At 72.5% G+C, this 22,602-nt stretch carries 13 protein-coding genes; 8 read left to right on the top strand and 5 right to left on the bottom strand.

Features of this window, described 5'->3' with window-relative positions:
- Nucleotides 1-2,223, bottom strand: a complete 2,223-nt coding sequence (locus E5N76_RS10145; protein WP_187830092.1) for an Hsp70 family protein — start codon at nt 2,221-2,223, stop codon at nt 1-3.
- Between the two features lie 32 nt (nt 2,224-2,255).
- Nucleotides 2,256-2,456, bottom strand: a complete 201-nt coding sequence (locus E5N76_RS29455; RefSeq protein WP_187830091.1) for a hypothetical protein — start codon at nt 2,454-2,456, stop codon at nt 2,256-2,258.
- A 402-nt stretch (nt 2,457-2,858) separates the two neighbouring features.
- Here E5N76_RS29455 and E5N76_RS10140 point away from each other — a divergent pair, with 402 nt between their 5' ends.
- From E5N76_RS10140 to E5N76_RS10115, 6 genes are all read left to right on the top strand, one after another.
- Nucleotides 2,859-5,975 (top strand): UvrD-helicase domain-containing protein, encoded by a 3,117-nt coding sequence (locus E5N76_RS10140; protein ID WP_149537189.1) that lies wholly within the window; start codon nt 2,859-2,861, stop codon nt 5,973-5,975.
- Nucleotides 5,976-6,411: 436 nt separating this feature from the next.
- Nucleotides 6,412-7,494, top strand: coding sequence for a glycosyl hydrolase family 8 (locus E5N76_RS10135; protein WP_149537188.1), 1,083 nt, complete (start codon nt 6,412-6,414; stop codon nt 7,492-7,494).
- Nucleotides 7,495-7,590: 96 nt separating this feature from the next.
- Nucleotides 7,591-8,109 (top strand): hypothetical protein, encoded by a 519-nt coding sequence (locus tag E5N76_RS10130; protein WP_149537187.1) that lies wholly within the window; start codon nt 7,591-7,593, stop codon nt 8,107-8,109.
- A complete protein-coding gene (gene bcsQ, locus E5N76_RS10125; RefSeq protein WP_149537186.1) occupies nt 8,100-8,903 on the top strand; it encodes a cellulose biosynthesis protein BcsQ in 804 nt (267 codons plus the stop codon). The genes E5N76_RS10130 and bcsQ overlap by 10 nt, the downstream gene beginning before the upstream one ends.
- On the top strand, nt 8,900-13,471 hold the full coding sequence (gene bcsA / locus E5N76_RS10120) for a UDP-forming cellulose synthase catalytic subunit (RefSeq protein WP_149537185.1): 4,572 nt from the start codon (nt 8,900-8,902) through the stop codon (nt 13,469-13,471). The genes bcsQ and bcsA overlap by 4 nt, the downstream gene beginning before the upstream one ends.
- On the top strand, nt 13,468-17,154 hold the full coding sequence (locus E5N76_RS10115; protein ID WP_149537184.1) for a cellulose biosynthesis protein BcsC: 3,687 nt from the start codon (nt 13,468-13,470) through the stop codon (nt 17,152-17,154). The genes bcsA and E5N76_RS10115 overlap by 4 nt, the downstream gene beginning before the upstream one ends.
- A gap of 33 nt (nt 17,155-17,187) precedes the next feature.
- Here E5N76_RS10115 and E5N76_RS10110 read toward each other — a convergent pair whose 3' ends face one another.
- The 3 genes from E5N76_RS10110 to E5N76_RS10100 form a co-directional block, all read right to left on the bottom strand.
- A complete protein-coding gene (locus tag E5N76_RS10110) occupies nt 17,188-17,757 on the bottom strand; it encodes a PEP-CTERM sorting domain-containing protein (protein WP_207791933.1) in 570 nt (189 codons plus the stop codon).
- A gap of 139 nt (nt 17,758-17,896) precedes the next feature.
- Entirely contained in the window at nt 17,897-19,348 is a 1,452-nt protein-coding gene (locus E5N76_RS10105; protein ID WP_149537182.1) for a malonyl-CoA decarboxylase, read from the bottom strand.
- Between the two features lie 80 nt (nt 19,349-19,428).
- On the bottom strand, nt 19,429-20,874 hold the full coding sequence (locus E5N76_RS10100; protein ID WP_149537181.1) for an NAD(P)H-hydrate dehydratase: 1,446 nt from the start codon (nt 20,872-20,874) through the stop codon (nt 19,429-19,431).
- A 374-nt stretch (nt 20,875-21,248) separates the two neighbouring features.
- Here E5N76_RS10100 and parA point away from each other — a divergent pair, with 374 nt between their 5' ends.
- Both parA and E5N76_RS10085 read left to right on the top strand, forming a co-directional pair.
- On the top strand, nt 21,249-21,881 hold the full coding sequence (gene parA / locus E5N76_RS10090; RefSeq protein WP_149537180.1) for a ParA family partition ATPase: 633 nt from the start codon (nt 21,249-21,251) through the stop codon (nt 21,879-21,881).
- Between the two features lie 66 nt (nt 21,882-21,947).
- Nucleotides 21,948-22,376, top strand: a complete 429-nt coding sequence (locus tag E5N76_RS10085; RefSeq protein WP_149537179.1) for a GNAT family N-acetyltransferase — start codon at nt 21,948-21,950, stop codon at nt 22,374-22,376.
- The last annotated feature ends 226 nt before the right edge of the window (nt 22,377-22,602 follow it).

Genomic DNA, 22,602 nt, shown 5'->3' with positions numbered 1-22,602 from the left:
TCAGCCGTCCCGCCCGAGAAGACGACCGCTGCTCCGGCCCTGCGCCAGGTTCTCCTCATGGAAGACCGCGTCGCGCGTCGCCACCTCCCTCTCGCGACGCTCGATCTCGGCCGTCGCCCGGCTGGCAACCGCAGCTTGACCCGTGTCGCGGGCTGCGTCGCGCAGCCGCCGCAACTCGCTCAGGTCCGTGTCCGGCGAGCGGATCTCGGGCTCGAGCGCCGCGACGATGCCTTCACGCAACTGTCTCGCCTCGGCCGGACTGCGACCCTCGATCATTTTTGCAAGGATCGCAGCGGACGAAGTGTAGCCGGGGTCACGGTCGAGCGCCTCCCGCAGAAGCCGTTCCTTTGCCGCCGCGTCCCGTTCTCCACAGGCGAGGTTGTGCGCGGTCAGCGCTGTCGGCCTGCGCCGGTGAGCGATGGCCGCCCATTCGTGGCTCGCCCGATCGCGACCGGCCATCGAGTAGTGATAACAGATGCTGGTCGCGTGGTCGCTGCCCGGCGTGATCCGCTCCAGCGCCACCAAAAGATCGGCCGCCAACTCGTGCTCCCCCGCCTTGGCAGCTGCCCGGCTGTAGGCTTGGACCACGCCCGCTTCGGGTCGACCGTTGTTGCGAAGCATCGACTCATTGAATCGCTGCCGCTCGCGCAGCATGGCCAACTCGGCCGGCGAGGTGGCCGAATTTGAGAGCGGGTTCATGATCTCCGCCCGCGCCGTTCTCCCCGCCACAGTCACTGTTACATCAAGCAGCTTCTCTTTGCTCAGCCGCCCGGTGACAATAACAGCATCCCCGCGTGCGAAACCGCTGGAGCCGACCGGCTTGACCGACACGATCCCAACCAGTTTTTCGCGGCCACCCGAACAGATCGGCACGTCGAGCTGCCGCTGGCCGTCGTCGGGGATTGACAGTTCGATCACGAAGGGAGCTTCGGTTGGTACCGGCGTCGAGGCTGGAATCAGGGTTTCAACTGAACCGCCGCGTGCCACCACCGAGATCGCCTCGGAGGTGATCGGGGCGATGAAGTCGAAACCGAAGCCGTGCAGGCCCAGGCTATGGATGGCCGCACCTTGCGACACGAGGGCGCGAAGGTTTCGAGGCACCACCTCGCGCACCTCAGGTGGGAATAGGTCCATCACCGCCGCACGAACCAGCGGGTTCTGGGCGCTCCCACCGATGAACAGCACCGCATCCACTTCGCCCGGATCGAGTGAGGCTTTGTCAAGGACGTCGTGAACTGGACCTACTAGGTGTCGGCTAGCGTCCGCACCGCTCCGCGGCCCGCAGAACGGACCCAAGATGTCGAGGAACTGATGCAGCGACAGCGCCGGGGTCTCGATGCCCACCACAGCCCCGCGCAGCTTGAAGGGGGGCACGGCCTGTGTCTCGAACACCAAGTCAGGTAGTCGCCGGGCCGCGTCTAGACGCCCAACGTTCTTGTCGGCCATCATCTTTGAGATCGCCACTTTGAGCTTCTCTGCCGCTGGGGCGAGGGCAGGGACGACCTTTTCCTCGATGTCGAGGGCCGTGAGCTCGACCACCGATCCGTCCGCCTGTTGCAGCTGGCCGAGAAGGATCCGCCGCGCGATCTCGCGGTCGATGTCATCGCCGCCCAGAGCGGTGAATTTGGAGATCGCCCGATTGCGGGACGTCACCCTATTGGCCGAGATCGAGAAGTCGAGAAGCGATACGTCACACGTCCCGGCCCCCAAGTCGTAGACCAGAACGCTGATCTGGCCGGCCTTAGCGCGGACAAGCAGGTCCTCGCCGTCGGGCGAACGGGCGACCTCATGGACGTAGCTGAGGAACGCCGCGTTGGGCTCATCGATGAGACAGCTCTCGTCCACCTCGATCCCGCAACCGCGGATGGCGGCCATTAGGTCGCGACGCTGATTGGCCTGGAAGGCCGCGGGCACCGAGAATGCGAAACGGGCTCCCCGCGTAAGTCCAAATTCTGCGAGCTCGTCATGTACCGCGCGCATCAGCAGCTTGAAGAACTCGCGCGCCGCGTCGGCTGGCCGCTCGATAGTAATACCGGGCACGCGACCGGCTGGCAGGGCCGTGGCCCCGAACTCGGGTCCGAGATCGAGGCCCAGGCCCATCTTGAACGACGAAAAGGTGTTGCGGCCTTCGGTTAGGCGGGACCGAAGGTTGTAGGCGTCCCGACCGAAGAGAAGTGTGTCATTGCGGAACGCCAGAACCGTATTGACGATCTCGTCGCGCACTACCCCGCCATGCAGGCTCGGCTGTGAAAGAGTCAGCGGCCGAACAGCGATCGATCGATCTGGATCGTCGCGAACGACGAGGCTTGCGACGGTCGTGGAGGTACCAAAATCGACTCCGACGAAAGCAATTCCTTCGAGAGAGCCCAAGCGCTGTGCAAGGCCTCGTTCAGGCCGAACCAGCCAAGTTCCTCCTTCAACATCATGGGATGTGCCCATAGGTAGATATCGCTCACTGGCTTTGCTACTGCCAGCGTGCACTAATTATGAGTTCGAATCCACTCCCTTCGGTGGTGAGGATGGTCAGTGGCAGCTGTACCGCACCCGGTTTCCTGGACACGCGTTAGCACGATGCCGCGCGGCCGAGGGTGGCGTCCAGCCATTTTGCTAGCGCGTCAGTTGGGCTGAGGTAGCCGTTCTTCTCGATCAACCAGTCTGCGGAGCAGCGGCCGGCGCCGGCACCGACGACGCCCGCTCTACAGGCAGCGACGGTTCGAATCCTGGTGCACTCCCTCCGCCAGCATTCCTCCTACATCCTCAAACCTTGCCGGGCGCTTTCCCCGCAATTGGAGACGCGGCTGATTCGCTGCCATGAAGGGTGAAGCTGCCTTGCCCCCCGCGAGTCGGACGCCCCCACCATGCCCTTCCACGCCGATCTCCACGTCCACTCGAAATATTCCCGCGCCACGAGCCGGGATCTCGACCTGGAACACCTCGCCTGGTGGGCGGCGCGCAAGGGCATCGCCGTGGTCGGCACCGGCGATTGCGTGCATCCGGCCTGGCTTGCCGAAATCAAGGACAAGCTCCTGCCCATCGGCAACGGCCTGTTCCGCCTCCGGCCCGAGATCGAGACGGCCCTGTGGGCCACCCTGCCGCCCGCCTGCCGGCAGCCGGTCTCCTTCATGTTCTCCACCGAGATCTCGACTATCTACAAGAAGGGCGACCGGACCCGGAAGATCCACCACCTGATCTACGTCGCCGATCTCGACGCGGCCGACCGGCTGGCGGCGAGCCTCGCACGCATCGGCAACATCGCCTCCGACGGGCGGCCGATCCTCGGCCTCGACTCCCGCGACCTGCTGGAAATCGCGCTGGCCTCCGGCCCGGACTCCTACCTGGTTCCGGCGCATATCTGGACGCCCTGGTTCGCCGCGCTCGGCTCGCAATCCGGCTTCGAGTCCATCCAGGACTGCTACGGCGACCTCGCCCACCACATCTTCGCGGTGGAGACCGGGCTCTCCTCCGACCCGGCGATGAATTGGCGCGTCTCCTTCCTCGACCGCTACCGGCTCACCTCCAATTCGGACGCCCATTCCCCCGGCAAGCTCGGCCGCGAGGCGACGCGCTTCACCTGCGAGCCCGGCTACTTCGCGATCCGCCACGCGCTGGAAACCGGCGAGGGCTATGGCGGCACCGTCGAGTTCTTCCCCGAGGAGGGCAAGTACCACATGGACGGGCACCGCGCCTGCGGCGTGCGGCTCGACCCGAAGGAGACGCTCGCGCTCGATGGCCGCTGCCCGGTCTGCGGCGGCCGCGTCACCGTGGGCGTGGCGCATCGCGTCGAGCTATTGGCCGACCGCGCCGAGGCCGAAGCCGCTCCGCCGCCCACGGCAGGCGAGGTGTCGAGCCTCGTGCCGCTACCGGAAATCCTCTCCGAGATCGTTGGCAGCGGCGTCGCCTCCAAGGCGGTCAATCATGCCTATGACCGCGCCACCGCTGCACTCGGCCCGGAACTCTCGATGCTCGGCGAGGTCCCGGTCGAGGACATCGCCCGGGTCCATCCGCTGATGGGCGAGGCGGTGGCGCGGCTGCGCGCCGGCACGGTGATCCGCCAGGCGGGCTATGACGGCGAATACGGCGTGATCCGGCTGTTCGAGGAAAGCGAGCGCGCCCGCTTCTCGAAGGGCGACCTGCTGTTCGAGGCTCCGTCCATCCGCCATGCGCAGCCGGCCAAGGCGCGAGCGAAGAACGCGGCGCCGGCGGCAGCGGCCGCCGCGCCCACGCCCGCCGCCGAACCCGCCGCGCCGCCGCCCTCCGGGCATAGCGGCCTGCTCGCCGGCCTCGACGCCGACCAGGCGCGCGCCGCGGCGGCGGTGGACGGCCCGCTGATGGTCATCGCCGGCCCCGGCTCCGGCAAGACGCGGATGCTGACCCATCGCATCGCCCATCTCATCCGCGAGCGCGGCGTGCCGGCCGCCGCCTGCCTCGCCGTCACCTTCACCCGCAAGGCGACGGAGGAATTGCGGGCGCGGCTCGCGGTCCTGCTGCCCGAGCAAGCGCGGGAAGTGACGGTGCACAGCTTCCACTCGCTGGGCCTCGCCATCCTCCGCGCCCATGGTGCGCTGATCGGCCTGGCGCCGGATTTCCGCATCGCCGGCGAGGCGGAGCGGCAGGCCGCACTGGCCAAGGCGCTCGGCGTCAGCGAAAGCCGCGCCGCCCGGCTCGTCAGGGCGGTCTCGGTGCTGAAGCGGACAGGCGCGGCCGGAGAGGGGGAGGAACGCGACGCAAGCGAGCTGCTCGACCGCATCGGGCGCGAGCGGAACTGGGTCGATTTCGACGACCTCGTCGCGCGCGCCGTCGCGCTGCTCGACACGCATGCGGAGGTCGCGGCGCGGTGGCAGGCGCGCTTCACCCACATCCTGGCCGACGAGTTCCAGGATGTGGATGAGCAGCAATACCGCCTGCTGCTGGCGCTTGCCGGCACCGGCGGCAGCCTCTGCGTGATCGGCGATCCCGACCAGGCGATCTACGGCTTCCGCGGGGCCGACGCCGCCTGCTTCGCACGCTTCGGGCGTGACTTCCCTGCCGCCCGAACCCTGCGGCTCACGCGCAATTACCGTTCGACCGGCACCATCGTGGCGGCGGCCGCGGGCTTCATCGGCGCATCGGCGGCGGGCGCCACCCGGCCGATGCAGGAGCCGATCCTGCTCCATGTCGCGGCAAATGAGGCGGCGGAGGCGGAGTTCGTCGCCACCACCATCGAGGATCTGCTCGGCGGGCACGACCTGCTGACCGCCAGTCGCAGCGGCCGCGGCCTGGCCGGGAGGCCGCTCGGCTTCGCCGACTGCGCCGTCCTCTACCGCACCGACGCGCAGTCCGCCGCGCTGCGCGCGGCGTTCGACCGCGCCGGCATTCCGTTCAGGAAGAGCTCTCCCGCCCCGCTTGCCGGACATCCGGGTGTGGCAGCGATCCTTGAGCTGCTGGCGCAGGACGAGGGCGAAGCCGGCCTGCCGTTGCGCATCGCCGCGGCGGCGGAAGCCGCACGCAGGCTGGGCAAGGCCGACGCCGCCGCCCTGGCCGAGGCCAGGGGCTGGCTGGCGACCCTCGCCGCCGCGGAGACGGTCGCCGGCGACCTCGCCCGGCTGCGGGAGGCGGCCGCCCTGTCCACGGAGGCCGATTTCCGCGACGCCCGCGCCGACCGCGTGTCGCTGCTCACCATGCACGCGGCCAAAGGGCTGGAATTCCCGGTCGTGTTCGTGGTGGGCATGGAGGCGGGGCTGGTGCCCTTCTCCTGGGGCGCTGCCCAATCGGCGGGCGAGGCAATGCCGGCCGAGGAGCGGCGGCTGTTCTACGTTGCCATGACCCGCGCCAGGGACAGGCTCTTCCTCAGCCGGGCGGCGGAACGGCCCTGGCGCGGCGCGACCCGTTCGCTGCCGCCCTCGCCCTTCCTCGAGGTGATTTCCCGGCACCTGACGATGAGCGGCGGGCCAGGGGAACGGCAGCGGCGCCAGGGGCGGCAACTCAGCCTGTTCTGAAACGGCCGGACCAGCAGGGGTACAGCCGCACGGATCGGGCCCCTGTCGGCTTCAGGGGAGACAACATCGCAAAGCGGAAGGCATCCGATTTCCGAGCATCCCGCCGCCATCACACAAGGCTCGCGCCCGATCGGCCTGAGCGTGCGTATCGGAGGTGGGGCAGGCCCCGGCCATGAAGCGCCGCCGCAGGAACCTCCGGATCCGTACCGGCCTGACATGGCCGGGCCGGTACGGCCCGCCCGCTGCCCGCCGGTAACGGCCGCCACGCCAGGAACCGCGCAATGCACGCCGCTTCGACCTGCCCCCTGCCTGGCCGTCACCCCCGCCCGCACAATTACCGCCACGCCATCCCGCAGCCGAGACGACCAAACCCCTCCGCCAGCGTTGCATGAAGCCACCGTCCGGCGCATCTGACGACATACCGAGGCGATGAACGATGCACCGCACCATTGAGACCTGGCCCGGCGCGGCCCGATTCCCTTCCCCGGGACGCCTGCCGGTCGGTCGCCGCCTCTGCGCCGTGCTCGGCGCCGCCCTGGTCACGCCCCGGCTGGCCGGCGCGGCGCGGGACGCCACCTGGCAGCAATTCCGGGACCGCTTCATCACCGCCGACGGGCGCGTGGTGGATACCGGCAATGGCAGCGTCTCGCATTCGGAGGGGCAGGGCTGGGGCATGCTCTTGGCCCAGGCCCATGGCGACCGCGCCACCTTCCGCCTGCTCTACCAATGGACCCGCAGCACCCTCAAGCGCCGGGGTGACGCGCTGCATTCCTGGCGCTTCCGCCCGGGCGCGCCGGTCTCAGTGGATGACCCGAACAACGCCACGGATGGCGATCTCTACATCGCCTGGGCCCTGGCGCGCGCCGGGGAGGCCTGGGCGGACCCGGCCTTGACGGCGGCGGCGGCGGCGATCGGCCGGGACGTGCTGCGCCTGCTGACGCGGAGCGTGCGCGGCCATCTCGCCCTGCTCCCCGGCATCACCGGCTTCGAGGATGAACGGCGGCTGGTCCTGAACCCCTCCTACCTCGTCTTCCCCGCCTTCGCGGCGCTGGAGAGCGTGGTGCCGGATGCCCGCTGGCGGCAGCTCCGCACCGACGGGCTCGCGCTGCTGCGGACGGCCCGCTTCGGGCGCTGGGGGTTGCCGCCGGATTGGCTCGCCATCGCCCGGTCCGACTACCGCATGACCCCGGCCGAGGGATGGCCGCCCCGCTTCTCCTTCGACGCCGTGCGGGTGCCGCTGCTGCTGGCCTGGGCCGGCTACGCCAGGGAGCCGGCGGCGCTGGCGGCGCTGCAATTCTGGACCGACCCGGCGCATCCCGCCCCGCCGGCCTGGGCGGATCTCAGCACCAATGCGCTGGCGGATTACCCGGCTTCGGGCGGCGTCCGCGCCATCGCCGGCCTCATCGCGGAAGCGGCGGCCGGCCGCGCCTATTCGGCCCCACTCCGGATCGAAACGGCCGACGATTACTACTCTGCCGCACTGAAGATGCTCGTAATGGTTGCAAGCCGCGCAACATGAATCATTTTTTGGTGGCAGGGGGGCTTAGGATTTTCTAGCTATTAAGGAAGTCTGCCGGCGATTTCCACCTCGGCGACCGAGTGAACGGAGTTGGTGGTGACGGCTCGCGACCCGGATATCGGCCGCCTGGCGCAGTTCACAGGGGTCGGGCGACTCCCCTATCGAAGCTTCCACAACGCGCCGGTCCGGCGCGCGCCGCCCGCCCCGCCACCGGCCGAGGCGGAGCCGGCGACCGAGACCGCGACCGTCCTGACCTTGTCGCCCGCCGCCCTGTCGCCCGCCCAGAGCGAGGGCACGCCCGTGCTGCGCGTCATCGCCGGCCTCGGCGGCGCCGGGGCGCCGGCGCGGCCCGCGCCAGGTCCGCGGCCGACGGCCGAATCGCCGCCGGAAGCCCCGTTCATGGCGCCGCCCCCCGCCGCGCTGCCCATCCCGGATCCGCGGATCGGCTTCAGCCTGCTGGCCCGCGCCATCGGCCAGGAGCCGCCGGCTCCCCCTGCCGCGCCCATCCAGGCATCGCCCGCCCAGGCGCAGGCGGCCGCGCCCGCGGCGACGCGGCGGAGCTTTCCCCTGCTCGATGCGGCCCTGTCCGCGGACGGAGTCTCGTCATGGCGCTGATCTGCGTTTGCTCGCCCAAGGGCGGCGTCGGCAAGACCATGCTGGCGGCCAATATCGCCCATGGGCTGCACCGGGCCGGGCGCCGCGTGCTGGCGGTGGACCTCGATCCGCAGAACGCGCTGCGCCTGCATTTCGGCCTGTCGCTGGCCGAGGAATCGGGCTTCGCGACCGGGATGGAGCGGCCGTCGGACTGGCGCGCGGCGCTGCGCCGCACCGCTTCCGGCGTCAGCCTGCTGCCCTATGGCTCGCTGGACGCGGCGGCGCGGCTCGCCCTGACCCGCGCCATTGAGGCGGATCCCGAGCGGCTCGTCGCGCCGCTGCGCGAGGCCTCGGCCGATCCGGGACTCACCATCGTAGCGGACACCGCCCCCGGGGTCTCCCGCACCCTGTTCGCCACGCTGCCGCTCGCCGACATCATCCTGGTGCCGCTGCTGGCCGATGGCGGCAGCGTCGCCACCCTGCCGGAGATCGATTCCGGCCGCTTCTTCGGCCGCGGCACCATGGGCGCCATCCTCGCCGCGAAGCTGCGCTTCGTGCTGAACCAGGTGGATCAGGGCGAACGGCTCTCCGCCTCGGTGACCGCCTCGCTCATGCGCCATCTCGGCGCCCGGCTGCTCGGCCTCGTCGCCCGCGACGAGGCGGTGGCGGAGGCCCTGGCCTGCGAGGCCCTGCTGGCCGACCACGCGCCGAAATCCCGCGCCGCCTGCGACCTCGCCGAAATCGTCGCGGCGCTGGATGCGGCCCTGCCCGCGGCCGGCGCGGCGGCGGGCGTGCTGGCCGGGGTCGGCCGTTGACGCTGCGTCGGCTGGCGCGCCGGGCCGCGCGCCGCCTGCCCTGGCTCGTCGCGCGGCCGGTCGCCATCGGCGCCGCGGCGCTCGGCTTCGCGCTGCTGCCCGGCATCCTCTTCGTGCCGCTCTCCGCCGAGGATCAGCTCGTCTTCGCCATCGGCTGCCTGCTGCTCTTCCTCCTCGTCAACCGCATCGAGGGGCGGGCCGCCTCCGCCTTCCTCGTCGTGCTGTCGCTCTGCGTCACCGCCCGCTACCTGCACTGGCGGCTGACCGAGACGATCGAACCCGACACGCCCTGGCAGGCCTTCTTCATGTACGGGCTGGTGCTGGCGGAGATCTATGCCGGCATCGCCATGTTCCTCGGCTATTTCCAGACGCTCTGGCCGCTGAACCGCAAGCCGGTGCCGATGCCGCGCGAGGTCGAAGCCTGGCCGGAGGTCGATGTCTATGTCCCGACCTACAATGAAAGCCTCGACGTGGTGCGGCCCACCGTGCTCGCTGCCCTGGCGATGGACTGGCCGCCGGAGAAGCTGAAAGTCTGGATCCTGGATGACGGCCGCCGCCCGGAATTCCGCCGCTTCGCCGAGGAATGCGGCTGCGGCTACATCATCCGCGGCGACAATCACGGCGCCAAGGCCGGCAACATCAACCATGCGCTGAAGCACACCAGGGCGCCCTTCATCGCGATCTTCGACTGCGACCACGTGGCGACCCGCGCCTTCCTGCAATGCACCCTGGGCTGGCTCATCCGCGACAGGCGGCTGGCCATGGTGCAGACGCCGCATCATTTCTACTCGCCCGACCCCTTCGAGCGGAACCTGACCGCCGGCCGCGACGTGCCGAATGAGGGCCAGATGTTCTACGGCGTGGTGCAGCCGGGGAACGATCTCTGGGACGCCGCCTTCTTCTGCGGCTCCTGCGCCGTCATCCGGCGGGAGGCGCTGGAGGAGGTCGGCGGCGTGCCGCACCAGACGGTGACGGAGGATTGCCACTGCTCGCTGAAGATGCAGCGGCGCGGCTGGCGCACCGCCTATCTGCGCGTGCCGCTGGCCTCCGGCCTCGCCACCGAAAGGCTGCTGATCCATATCGGCCAGCGCATGCGCTGGGCGCGCGGCATGATCCAGATCTTCCGGGTGGAGAATCCGCTGCTCGCCTCCGGCCTCCGGCTGACCCAGCGGCTCTGCTATTTCAGCGCCACCTTCTACTACCTCTTCGCCATTCCCCGCCTGGTCTTCCTGACCTCGCCGCTGGCCTTCCTGCTGCTCGGGCAGAACGTCATCGCCGCCTCGCCGCTGGCCATCGCGGCCTATGCCGGCTCCCACGTCGTCCATGCCGTCGGCACCGGCAGCCGGCTCTCCGGCCGCGTCCGCCACTCCTTCTGGAGCGAGATCTACGAGACGGTGATGGTCTTCTACCTGCTGCCCCTCACCTTCGTGACGCTGCTCAACCCGGCCAAGGGCAAGTTCAACGTCACCGACAAGGGCGGGCTGCTGCCGGAAGGCTATTACGACCTGCGCGCCGTCTGGCCGAACATGATCCTCACCGCCCTGCTGCTCACCGGCGTCGGCTTCGGCATCCGCGGCCTCATCATCCACCCCTCGGACAGCCTGGAATTCCAGGCCTACCTGCTGAACGGCCTCTGGGCCGCCATGTGCCTGGTGCCGGTCATCGCCGGCGTGGCCGTGGGGCGGGAAAGGCGGCAGATCCGCGTCAGCGCCCGCTCCCGCGCCAGCGTCCCGGTCGAGCTGACCGGCGAGGGCGGCGCGGCGGTGGCGGGCATGACGCGCGACCTCTCGCTCGGCGGCGCCGCCATCCTGCTGGACGGCGATGCCGAGCTGCAGGCCGGCGCGTTGCGCGCGCGCTTCACCCTGGGCGACGGCGAGGTGGAGGTGCCGGCGACGGTGCTGCGCGTCGCCGAGCGGCATGTCTCGCTCAGCTTCTCCCCGGTCACGCTGGAGGACCACGGCGCCATCGTGCGCCTGGTGTTCAGCCGCGCCGATGCCTGGATGGAGGCGATGGAGCATGGGCAGGACCGGCCTCTCCACTCGCTGGTGAATGTGGTGCGCGCCGCCGGCGCGGCCTTCGTCGGCAAGACCGGCCTGTTCCGCCCGGTGCGGCGCCCCGCCGCGGCCGCCCGCGCGCCGGCCGCCGCGGCCCGGCCGCAGGTGCCGCGGCGGACGGATGTGCTGCCGCCGCGCATCTCGGGCGGCGGCGCCCTCGGCGCGGCGCTGCTGGCCTGCCTGCTGGCGGGCGGCGCGGCAGCGCAGTCGCCGGTGCGGATCCCGCAGCTGCGCCTGCCCGAGGCGCCGGTGGAAGGCGTGCAGCTCCCCCCCGCCGGCGCGCCGCAGCAGCCCGCCCCGCCGCAGGCGACCGCGCCCGCGCCGCCCGCCGCGGCGCCGCCCGCCGCCGCCGCGCCCTCGCCCGGGGTGCGCCATGCCACCCTCACCCTGCGCCAGCTCGGCATCCGCGGGCCGATGCAGCTCCGCGGGGTTTCCGACCTGCAGGGCGTGCTGTTCGGGCTGCGCGGCGATGAGGTGGTGACGGAGGCGCGGCTGGTCGTCTCGGGCGCCACCTCGCCGGCCCTGCTGCCGGAGTACAGCCAGATCGCCTTCACCCTGAACGAGCAATTCATCGGCGCCGTGCAGCCGGACCGCACCGCGCCGCGCTTCGGGCCGGTGGAATTCCCCATCAGCCCGCTCTTCTTCACCGACCTGAACCGGCTGAACGTCCGCTTCTCCGGCCGCTACACGCAGGAGTGCAACGACCCGCTCTCCGGCCTGCTCTGGGCCAATGTCTCCGACCTCTCCGCCCTGCACCTGACGATCGAGCGGTTGCCGATGCCGCGCGACCTGGCGCGCCTGCCGGAGCCCTTCTTCGACCGTCGCCGCTTGCGCCTGCCGCTGGTCCTGCCCTTCGTGTTGCCGGGCGACGCCTCGCCGGAGGCGCTGCGCGCGGCGGCCATCGCCGCCTCCTGGTTCGCGGTGCAGGCGGAGTATCGCGGCGCGCAATTCCCGGTCGCGGCCACCCCGCCGGCACAGGGCAATGCCGTCGTCATGGTCGTCGGCGGCCAGGGCGCGGCCGGGCTCGAACTGGGGCCGATCGAAGGGCCAACCCTGGCGGTCCTGCCCAATCCCAACGATGCCTTCGGCCAGCTTCTGGTGGTGGGCGGCCGCAACGCGGCGGAGGCGGCGACGGCGGCAACCGCCCTCGCCTTCGGCCGCGCCGCGCTGAGCGGCGAGCGCGCCCTGGTGGAGGCGCCGGACGTCGCGCCGCGCCGCCCCTATGACGCGCCCCGCTGGATCAGCGATGAGCGCCCGGTGCGCTTCGGCGAGCTGGTGGATACGGATCTGCTGCAGGCCTCCGGCTTCGCGCCGGGGCCGGTGACGGTGCCGCTGCGCACCGCGCCGGATCTTTACGTCGCGCGCGGCCATGGCATTCCCATCGAGGTCGGCTTCCGGGCGCCGCCCGGGCCGGTGACGGATATCCGCGTCTCCCGCCTCGACCTCTCCTTCAGCGATTTCTACCTGCGCAGCCTGCCCTTCCGCGGCGAGGTCGGGCCCTGGCCGCTCTCCTGGCTGCTGGCGCGATTCGGCTGGCCGGCGGAGGTGCAGCGCGGCAGCACGGAGGTGCCGCCCTACCTCATCAGCGGCCAGAACGAGGTGCAGCTCCGCTTCGACATGCGGCCGCTGCACCGTGGCGACTGCGCCGCCGTGCCGAGCGAGGTGCGGGCCTCGATCGACCCGGACAGCACCATCGACCTCTCGCGCGCGCATCGCTTCGCGGTGCTGCCGAACCTCGCCTTCTTCGCCGGCGCCGGCTTCCCCTTCACCCGGCTGGCGGATCTCTCGGAAACCGCCATCGTGCTGCCGGACCGACCGAATGCGGTGGAGATGAGCGCCTTCCTGGAAGTGGTCGGCCGGCTGGCCGCGACGGTCGGGCTGCCGGCGACCGGGCTTGCCGTGGTCGGCCCGTCGCGGCTGCAGGAGGTCGCGGAGCGCAACCTGATCCTGCTCGGGCCGCTCGGCCGGCAGCCGGCGCTGAACGCGCTGCTGCGCGAAGGCCAGGCGCCGGTCCGGCTCGAGGGCACCCGGCTCGCCCTGGCCCTGCCCACCCCGCTCGAGAATTTCCGCCACGCCCTGACCTCGCCCTTCGGCCTCACGCCGGATACCGAGCGGCAGCGTGCCGCGGCGCGGCTGGCCTCGCTGCCCGAAGGCTTCGGCGCGCTGCTCGGCTTCGAATCGCCGCTGGCCTCCGGCCGTTCGGTGGTGGCGCTGGTCTCCGCCGTGCCGGCCGGGCTGCAGGCCGTGCTGGCGACGCTGCGCGACCCGCAGCGCCAGCCGCTGGTGCAGGGGGATGTGGTCCTCGTCACCCCCGCCGGGGTGGAGGCCTTCCGCAGCGGCCGCACCTACTGGCATGGCAGCCTGCCCCTCTGGCTCTGGCCGGAATTCTATCTGGGCACGAGGCCGCTGGTGATGCTGCCGGTCCTCGCCCTCGCCTGCCTGCTGATCGCCCTGCCGCTGCGGCGCGCGCTGCGCGCCCGGGCGGCGCGGCGGCTGCGGGAGCGAAGCTCGTGAGCCGGCGCCTCGCCGCCGCCCTCGCGGCCGGGCTGCTGCTCGCCCCCGGCGCCGCCATGGCGCAGCAGAACGCGCTCGCCACGCTGCTGGCGCAGGGCGAGCACTGGCTGCGGGAGAACCGGCCGGAGCTGGCGATCACCGCCTTCAACCGCGTGCTCGGCGCCGACCCCGCCAACCCGGATGCGCTGGCCGGCGCCGCGGCGGCCGAGGCGGCGCAGGGCAACCGCGCCGCGGCCGAGGCGCTGCTGGCCCGGCTGCGCCGCGCGGTCGGCGCCGGCGATCCGCGCCTCGCCGCGGCGGAGAGCCGGCTGCGAGGCGCCGCCATCGACCGCGAGGCCCTGGCGGAGGCCAGGCGCCTGGCCTCGGCCGGGCAGACCGCCGAGGCGGTGGCGCGCTACCGCGAGGCCTTCGGCGCCGCGACGCCGCCCGACCCCCTGGCCGTCGAATTCTACACTGTGCTCGCCGGCACGGAGCAGGGCTGGGCCGCGGCGCGGGAGGCGCTTGCCGCCCTCGCCGCCCGCCAGGCCGGCGACCCGCAGGCCCGGCTCGCCCTCGGCCGCATTCTGACCTATCGGGAACCCTCCCGCGCCGAGGGCATCGCCCTGCTGCGCCGCCTGGCCGGCGATCCCCGCATCGGCACCGCGGCGACCGCCGCCTGGCGGCAGGCGCTGCTCTGGATGGGCACCGGCCGCGAGGCGATCCCGGAGCTGGAAGCCTTCACCGCCCGCAACCCGGGCGATGCCGCCATGGCGCAGCGCCTGGCCGAGGCGCGCGCCACGCCGAGCGGCGAGCCCTCCCCCGCCGACATGGCGCGGCAGCGCGGCTTCGAGGCGCTGGAGGCGAATCGCGGCCGCGATGCCGAGGCGGCCTTCCAGGCCGCCATCGCCGCCGATGGCAGCGACGCCGATGCGCTGGGCGGCCTCGGCATCGTGCGGCTGCGCCAGGGGCGGGCGGAGGAGGCGCGGGCGCTGCTGGAACGCGCCGTGGCCGCCGCGCCGGGGCGGGCCGGGCAATGGCGCCAGGCGCTGGACGGCGCCAGCTACGTGACCGAGCTGGCCGATGCCCGGGCGGCGATGCGCGCGGGCCGCACCGAGGCCGCCGAGGCGGCGCTGCGCCAGGCCGTGGCGCGGGAGGTGCCCGACCGCGCCGATGCCGAGGCGCTGCTGGGCGATATCCTGCTGCGGCGGGGCGAGGCCGCGGCGGCGGAAGCGCGCTACCGCGCCGCCCTGGCCCGCCGCCCGGATTTCGGCGCGGCCTCCATCGGGCTGGAGCGCGCGCTGCGCGACCAGGGCCGCATCGCCGAGGCCGACGACCTGGCACGCCGCCGCCGTGGGCCTGCCGGCCCGGCCGTGGCCGGCCCGGGCGCCGCGCTGCGCGCCCAGGCCGCCCGCACCGCAGACCCGCAGGAGGCGGTGGCGCTGCTGCGCGCCGCGCTGGCGGCGGAGCCCGGCAATGCCTGGATCCGGCTGGACCTCGCCCGCGCCGTGACGCGGCAGGGCCGCGCCGCCGAAGGCCGTGCCCTGATGGCGGAAGGGCTGGGGCGCGGCGGCGCCGAGGCGCGCTTCGCCGCCGCCCTCTTCGCCGAGGATGACGGTCGCCTGGCGGAGGCCGCCGCGCTGCTGGAACAGGTGCCGGCGGCGCAGCGCACGCCGGACATGGTGCGGCTGCTCGCCCGTGCCCGGGCCAGCGCCGAGGTGGCGCTGGCGGCCGAGGCGGCGCGCGGCGCCCTGGGCTATGAGGGGCGCAACCGGCTGCTCGCCATCGCCGCGCGGCCGGACCCCTCCGGCACCATGGCGGCGGAGGTGGTGCGCGCCTTCGGCCGGCTGCGGGACCGGCCGGGCGCGGATGAAGCGGCGCGCGTCGCGCTGGCCGCCAACCGCCAGCTCCAGCCCGCCGGCCGGCTGGCCATCGCCGCCGCGCTGGTGGAGGCCGGGCGGCCGGAGGCGGCGCAATCCCTGCTCGCCGCGGCCGGCGGCGGCAACCTCACCGCCGAGCAGCGGCGGCAGGTCGCCGCGCTGCAATCCGGCATCGCCGTGCGCGCCGCCGATCTGGCGAATGAGGCGGGCGACCAGGCCGCCGGCTTCGAACAACTGCGGCCGGCGCTGGAGCGCGACCCCGCCGACCCCGCCGCCAACCTGGCGCTCGCCCGGCTCTACACCGGTGCGAACCGCTCCGCCGAGGCGGTGCGCGTCGCCGAGACGGTGCTGGCGCGCGACCCTGGCAATCTCGAGGCCCGCGCGGCGGTGGTGGAGGCGGCGATCGCCGCCGGCAATCTGCGCCGCGCCGAGGCCGTGCTGACCGAGGGCCGCGCCGCCGCCCCGCAGGAGCCGCGGCTGCTGCTGCTGGAAGCGCGGCTGGCCCGGGCGCGCGGCGACAGCCGGACGGCCGAGCGCGCGCTGGACGCCGCCGCGGCGCAGCGCCGGGCGCAGACCGGGGCGGATCGCCGTCCGCAGGTCACCGTCGCCGGCATGACGGCCGCCCCCGCCGACAACCCCTTCCTGCGCCGCGCCGCCGGCCCGGAGCCCAGCCCGCCGGGCGATCCCGTCGCGGCGGATATCGAGCGCGAGCGGGAGGCGCTGCGCGAGGAGCTGGGGACGCGCATCCTCGCCGCGCCCACCATCCGCGCCCGCTCCGGCAGCGGCGGCGTCGACCGGCTGGACGAGGTGGCCACGGCCGCGGAGATCTCCGGCGTGCCCGGCCGGCTCGGCGGGCGGCTGGCGCTGCGCGCGACCGGCGTCGCCATCTCCAGCGGCGACATGCAGAACGACGTGGATACCCGCCGCCGCTTCGGCAGCAATGCGCTGGCCGGGCCGGAGGGGGGCCGCGCCAATGGCGACACCACCGCCTCGGGCCTCGGCCTGGACCTTGCCTGGCGGCGGCGGAATTTCGCGGTGGATGTCGGCACCACGCCGCTCGGCTTCCGCCGGACCAATGTGGTGGGCGGGGTGGAGCTGGCGCCGCTGCTGACCGAGAAGCTGCGCCTCCGCGTCACCGGCGAGCGCCGCGCCGTCACCGACAGCCTGCTCTCCTGGGCCGGGCAGCGCGACCCGCTATCCGGCCAGGTCTGGGGCGGCGTGGTGCGCAGCGGCGGGCGGGCGCAGCTCGAATACGCGACCGGGCCGGCGAGCTTCTATGCCGGCGGCGGCTATGCCGAGTTCAGCGGCTCGGGCGTGGTGGACAACAACCGCATCGAGGCCGGCGCCGGCATGTCCTACGCCGTCTATCGCCAGCCGGAGGAGGAGCTGACCGCCGGGCTGGACCTGGTCTATTTCGCCTATGACCGCAATCTGCGGCACTTCACCCTGGGCCATGGCGGCTATTTCAGCCCGCAATCCTATGCGGCGCTGAACCTGCCGGTGGATTGGCGGGCGCGCTCGGGCGATCTCTCCTGGCGGCTCGGCGCGACGCTGGGCTTCGCCAATTGGCGGGAGGATGCCGTCGATGTCTTCCCCGGCGATCCGGCGCGCCAGGGGCAGCTCAACGCCGCGGCGGCGGGGGATGCGACGATCCGCCCGCGCTATGCCGGGCAGAGCCAGTCCGGCTTCACCGGCGGCGTGCGCGGCGATGTGGAATATGCGCTGACGCCGCAGCTCAGGCTTGGCGCCGCCCTGCGCTACGACCGGGCGGCGGATTGGAACGAGGCGCGCGGCACCTTCTACCTGCGCTACCGCGTGGAGGAATAGGCGGGGCCGGCGGCGCGCGCCGCCGCCTGCGGGTCAGCCCCGCTTCCGGCGGGCGGCGCCGAGGCCGAGCAGGCCCAGGCCGAGCAGGGAGAGGCCCAGCGGCTCCGGCACCGCGGTGCTGTCGACGCCGATGGTGTTGGTGAAGCTGAAGCTCAGGTCGTTGTAGTCGAAGGGCCCGTTCAGCAGGTCCTCAAAGCTCACCAGGCTGCGGCCCGGCTCCCAATTCGCCTGGACCCGGGCATGGGCGACGCCATCGGCATTCAGCTCGCCGGGGCCGGTGTAGAAGATATTCCCGGTATTGATGACATGAATGCTGAAGCGCAGCACGGTCCCGGCGGCGAAGCTGCCGAGGCTGACCTCGGTGCCGACCGGCGTCGCCTGGTTGTTGAAGATATCCGCGATGACGGTCGGGCCTTCCAGCCAGAGCATGTCGGTATAGGAGGCGGAGGTTCCCTCGTAGCGGGCGAAGACCTCGCCATCCGTCGCCACGACGATGTTGAAGCCTTCGCTCCCCGCAGCGGCGATGGGGAAGGCCTCGGCGGCGGGCGGGGTCGCCAGGGCCAGGCCCACGACGGCCAGCCCGGCAAGCAATGCGTTGCGCAAGTGAGATGTCCTTTCCTTGCCGGGGGCGGCTTCCATGGCCGCCCCGGCAGGGTCCGGAGCAATCTCAGTGCCACTGGCCAATTATTTGATTTCCAGGTGATTTTTTCCTGAGCTTATCGGGATTGTAAAGTTCTCCGACTTACCCCTTGGCCAGCCGCCGGATCGCGCTCGCCGCCGCCCGCTTGCCCTCGCCGACATAGGCCTCGTGGTATTCCTCGATCTTCGCCGGGTCGTAGAGGTAGTTCACCATCAGCCCGGCGCTCTCCTTCAGCCCCTTGTCGGAGGTATCGCCGCGCCAGTTCAGCCGCTCCACCCGGGCGCCGTTGGACAGGTGGAAATGCGCCACCGGGTCGCGCGCCCGCTTCGGATGGCGCGGCGAGGCCTCGTTCAGCAGGTACTGGGCGCAGAGGCGGAGCAGCACCGGCTCCAGCGCCTTGGCCACCGCCTCCTCCCGCAGCCAGCTCCGCCGGGCGAGGATGCGGGCTAGGGTCTGGGCGGGGGTTTCGATCAGGGCCGGCGCGGTGGCGGCACCGCCCTCCGCCGGCGCCGGCAGGGCGGCGAGCGGCGGCGCGACCTCGCGCAGCGCCTTGGCCTCGTCCTCGGTCAGCGGCGGCGCCGCATCCTCCGCCGCCAGCCTGCCCTGCAGCCAGCGGCTGAATCCCGGGATGGGGGAAAGGGTGGCGAATTGCTTGACGTTCGGCAGCTCGTTCCCCAGCAGCGCCACCACCCGCTTGATGAGGAAATTGCCGAAGGAAATGCCGTCCAGCCCGCGCTGGCAATTGTTGATGGAGTAGAAGATGGCGGTATCCGCCGCCGTCACCGCCAGCACCGGCGCCTTGGGGTCCAGCAGGCGCTGCACGCTTTCCGCCAGCCCCTTCACCAGCGCCACTTCGACGAAGATCAGCGGCTCCGCCGGCATGCGCGGGTGGAAGAAGGCGTAGCAGCGGCGGTCGCTGTCCAGCCGGTTCTTCAGGTCCCGCCAGGTGCGGATGCGGTGGACCGCCTCGTAATCCACCAGCTTCTCCAGCAGCGCGGCCGGGGAGTTCCAGTCGATGCGGCGCAGCTCGAGGAAGCCGACATCGAACCAGCTCGCCAGCAGCCCCTTCAGGTCGGTCTCCAGCGCCTGCAGCAGCGGGTCGTCATCCATCACCCGCAGCAGCTCGGCGCGCAGGTCGACGAGGAATTTCACGCCATCGGGGATGGTGGTGAATTGCGTCAGCAGCTTCACCCGCGGCGTTTCCAGCACGCGGCGCAATTTCGACTTGGCGGCGGCGCGGGCGGCCGGGCTTTCCGCCTTGGCCAGCGCGGCCATGGCGGCGCTCAGCGCCGCATCGTCGGAATCGAAGCCGGCCAGGGCGCGCAGAAAATCCCGCCGCCCGGCCTGGTCCAGGGTCAGGTAGCTCTGCGCCAGCTTCGCCGCGCGGTTGCGGGCGGAGACCTCGCCGCCGCGGCCGGCGAGGCAGGCGCGCATCTGCGCCTCCGCCCCTTGCTCCTCAGCGCCGACCACCCGGTCCGCCATGTCCCGCCAGAGGCTGGTGACGCGGCGCAGCGCCCGATCCAGCAGGCCTGGAGCTTCGAGAACTTCGGACATCGCGATCATACCCCCCGACGCTCGAGCCCTATCCGAGCCTATGAAACATTAAGAAATCTAGCGCGATGGCAAGGGGGCGATCAGTCGCAAAGTGCGAATTCCATCGCGGCCGGCAGGAAGGTGATCAGGTCGGAGGCGATCAGGCCGGGGCCGTGGCGCCGCGCTGCCTCGCCCTGCAGCCAGGCGGCGGCGGCCGCGGCCTCGAAGGGCGGCACGCCCTGGGCCAGCAGGGCGGCGATGATGCCGGCCAGCACATCCCCCGTACCGCCGGTGGCAAGGCCGGGCGGCGCGTGGTCATTGATGACGAGGCGGCCATCCGGCGCGGCGATGCAGGTATCCGCGCCCTTCAGCAGCACCACGGCGCCGGTGGCCCGGGCGGCGGCGCGGGCGGCTTCCGGCTTGTCCGTGCCGGGCGGGCCGAAGACCGCGGCGTATTCGCCGGCGTGCGGCGTCAGCACGGCGGCGCCGCGCAGCGCCCCCGGCGCGCCGGCGCAGGCGGTGATCGCCCCGGCATCCGCCACCACCTGCCGCCCTGCTGCGACGAGCTGGCGCAGGCGCGCGCGGGTCTCCTCGCCGGGCGGCTGGCCTGGGCCGAGCAGCCAGACCTGGCGGCGGGCATCCTGCAGCAGCTCATCCGGCGGGGCTTCGCTGACGATGGTGCCGGGGTCGCCGGCGCGGTAGGTGGCGGCGCTGGCGGCATCCGGCGCGGCGATGGTGACGAGGCCGGCGCCGGCCCGATGCGCCGCCCCGGCGGCCAGCCGCGCCGCGCCCGTCATCGCCGCCCCGCCGAGGATGGTGAGATGGCCGCGGCTGTATTTGTGGCCGGCGGCGCCGGGCCGCGGCAGGGGCCAGAGGGCGGGGGCGTTGCGCCAGGCGTTGCAGCCGGTGCCGGGCAGCACGCTGGCGGGCAGGCCGATATCGGCCAGCAGCGTCTCGCCGCAGAGGGAACGGCCGGGCAGCAGCAGATGGCCGGGCTTCAGGCGGAAAAAGGTGACGGTCAGCGCCGCTTGGGGCGCGTAGCCGGGGGGCTGGCCGGTGGCGCCGTCGAGGCCGGAGGGGACATCCACGGCGAGGATCGGGCCGCCAGCGGCGGCGAGGGTCTCGGCCACCAGGCCCTCCACCGGGCGGGCCAGTCCGGCGCCGAACACCGCATCGATGACGAGGCCGGCGCGGGCGGCCTCCGCCGGGGCGAAGGCGGCGACGGGGCCGCGCCAGCGCGCGGCGGCCCAGGCGGCGTCGCTGCCGGGGCGGGGCGGCGCCAGCGGGGCGACCGCGACGGGCCAGCCCGCCTGCTCCAGCCAGCGGGCGGCGACATAGCCATCGCCGCCATTATTGCCGGGGCCGGCCAGCACCAGGGTGCGCACGGGGCGAAAATGGCGGCGGGCGGCCTCGGCCACTGCACGGCCGGCCGCCTCCATCAGCCGGGGGCCCGGGATGCCCCCGGCGATCGCCAGGGCATCGGCGCGGGCCATCTGGGCAGGAGTAAGGAGTTCGAGCGGCATGGCGAGGCCTGCTGGCAGTAGCATGCTGGGGGCTTCGCCCCAAACCCTCACCAGGGGCTCTGCCCCGGACCCCGCCGGGCGGGGTTGGCGGCGGTGCCGCCAACACTTCCCCCCGGACCCCGCTCTGAAGCTGCTGGAAACACGGACCGGGTCCGGGGCCAGGCGGGGTTCAGCACTGCCGCCAACGGGCGAAGCCCCGGGTCAAAGCCGCGGCATCGCCCCAGCCGGAGCGAACCCGAAGGGGTACGGCGCGCTCCGCCCCCGGACGATCGCCGGAGCCCGACCATGCCCCGCCGCCACCCCCGCCCGCCCCCACCGCCAAATCCCTGAGCCCGCCACCGCTTCGGTCCCCATCGCGATTTCCTGTAGCCTGACTCCCAGGCAGCGGAGTCGCGCGCATGGCCTTTGTCGTGACGGTGGCGCAGCAGAAGGGCGGGGCGGGGAAATCCACCCTCGCCGCGAACCTTGCCGTCGCCCTGGCGCAGCAAGGCCACAAGGTGGCGCTGCTGGACACCGACCCGCAGGCCTCGCTCGGCCATTGGCATACGGCGCGGCAGAAGCAGGGCGAGAAAGCCGCGCCCCTGCTCTTCGAGAATCCCTCCGGCTGGCGCACCCCGGGCGCGCTGGACCGGCTGCGGCGGGAGACCGGCTTCGTCATCGTCGATACTCCGCCGCATGCCGAGACCGACACCCGCCTTTCCGTCCGCGCCGCCGATCTGGTGCTGCTGCCGCTGCAGCCCTCGCCGGCGGATTTCTGGGCCAGCGACGCCACGCTGAAGCTGGCCGCGGCGGAAGGCCGCTACGTCGCCGCCGTGCTGAACCGGGTGCCGCCGCAGGGAAGGCTGAAGGAGAGCATCGCCGCGGCGCTGATGGAAAAGGGCGTGACGCTGATGGCGCAGAGCCTCGGCAACCGGGTGCATTTCGCCACCGCCTTCCTCGACGGCCTGGGCGTGACGGAAGCTGCGCCGAAAAGCCCGGCGGCGGCGGAGATCCGCGCCCTGGCGGCGGAGATCGCCGGGCTGGCGCGCTGATCCTTCTCCCGCCCTCCGGCCGCCCGGCGGTTGACAGGACCGCCGGGCGGGGGGCTTTCCTGCTGCATGAGCGAAGACGGCATCGAGATCAGCGAGGATGAGTACCCGGAGCTGGAGGCGGTCGCCGCCATCCAGCGCGGGCTGCACGCCTACAACCAGGAAATGGGCGGGCCCTATGACCGGGAGCCGGTGACCCTGCTGGCGCGCGATGCGGCGGGCGAGGTGCGCGGCGGTCTGCTGGGCCTGACCTACTGGAATTGGCTGTTCATCGACTGGCTCTGGCTGGCGCCGGAGCAGCGCGGCAGGGGGTTGGGCGCGGCGCTGCTGGCGCGGGCGGAGGCGATCGCCCGCCGCCGCAATTGCACGGATGCCTATACGGACACCTTCGATTTCCAGGCCCCCGGCTTCTGGCTGCGCGCCGGCTATGAGGAATTCGGCCGGCTGGACGGCATGCCGCCGGGCCATGCGCGGATCTGGTTCAGGAAGCGGCTCTAGAGCGTGATCGGTTGAGGTCGAATCGACCGAAACCGTGAATCACGCGACCGAACAAAGAGCTAGAGCGGGGCGGGTGAGCGCAGCTCAACCGATCCCGCTCTAGAGCATGCTGTGTTTGCTCTGAATCGGGGGTTCCGAAACGGGCTGAGATCTGATTCAAGCTCTGGGCTGGGCGATGGAGGCCAGCCAGGATGCGGCCATACTCCGAGGATCTGCGTGAGCGTGC

Origin of the sequence: Siccirubricoccus phaeus (assembly GCF_008360935.1) — a bacterium.
Classification (GTDB): Bacteria; Pseudomonadota; Alphaproteobacteria; order Acetobacterales; family Acetobacteraceae; genus Siccirubricoccus; species Siccirubricoccus phaeus.
The sequence above is the reverse complement of the archived record's forward strand: the minus strand, read 5'-3'. Positions and strand labels throughout refer to the sequence as shown.

Excerpts from the sequence above, each read along its gene's own strand:
- parA (WP_149537180.1), top strand. The coding sequence starts at position 21,249 with ATGGCCTTTGTCGTGACGGTGGCGCAGCAGAAGGGCGGGGCGGGGAAA.
- E5N76_RS10140 (WP_149537189.1), top strand. The coding sequence starts at position 2,859 with ATGCCCTTCCACGCCGATCTCCACGTCCACTCGAAATATTCCCGCGCC.
- E5N76_RS10100 (WP_149537181.1), bottom strand. The coding sequence starts at position 20,874 with ATGCTACTGCCAGCAGGCCTCGCCATGCCGCTCGAACTCCTTACTCCT.
- bcsQ (WP_149537186.1), top strand. The coding sequence starts at position 8,100 with ATGGCGCTGATCTGCGTTTGCTCGCCCAAGGGCGGCGTCGGCAAGACC.
- E5N76_RS10135 (WP_149537188.1), top strand. The coding sequence starts at position 6,412 with ATGCACCGCACCATTGAGACCTGGCCCGGCGCGGCCCGATTCCCTTCC.
- E5N76_RS10105 (WP_149537182.1), bottom strand. The coding sequence starts at position 19,348 with ATGTCCGAAGTTCTCGAAGCTCCAGGCCTGCTGGATCGGGCGCTGCGC.
- E5N76_RS10085 (WP_149537179.1), top strand. The coding sequence starts at position 21,948 with ATGAGCGAAGACGGCATCGAGATCAGCGAGGATGAGTACCCGGAGCTG.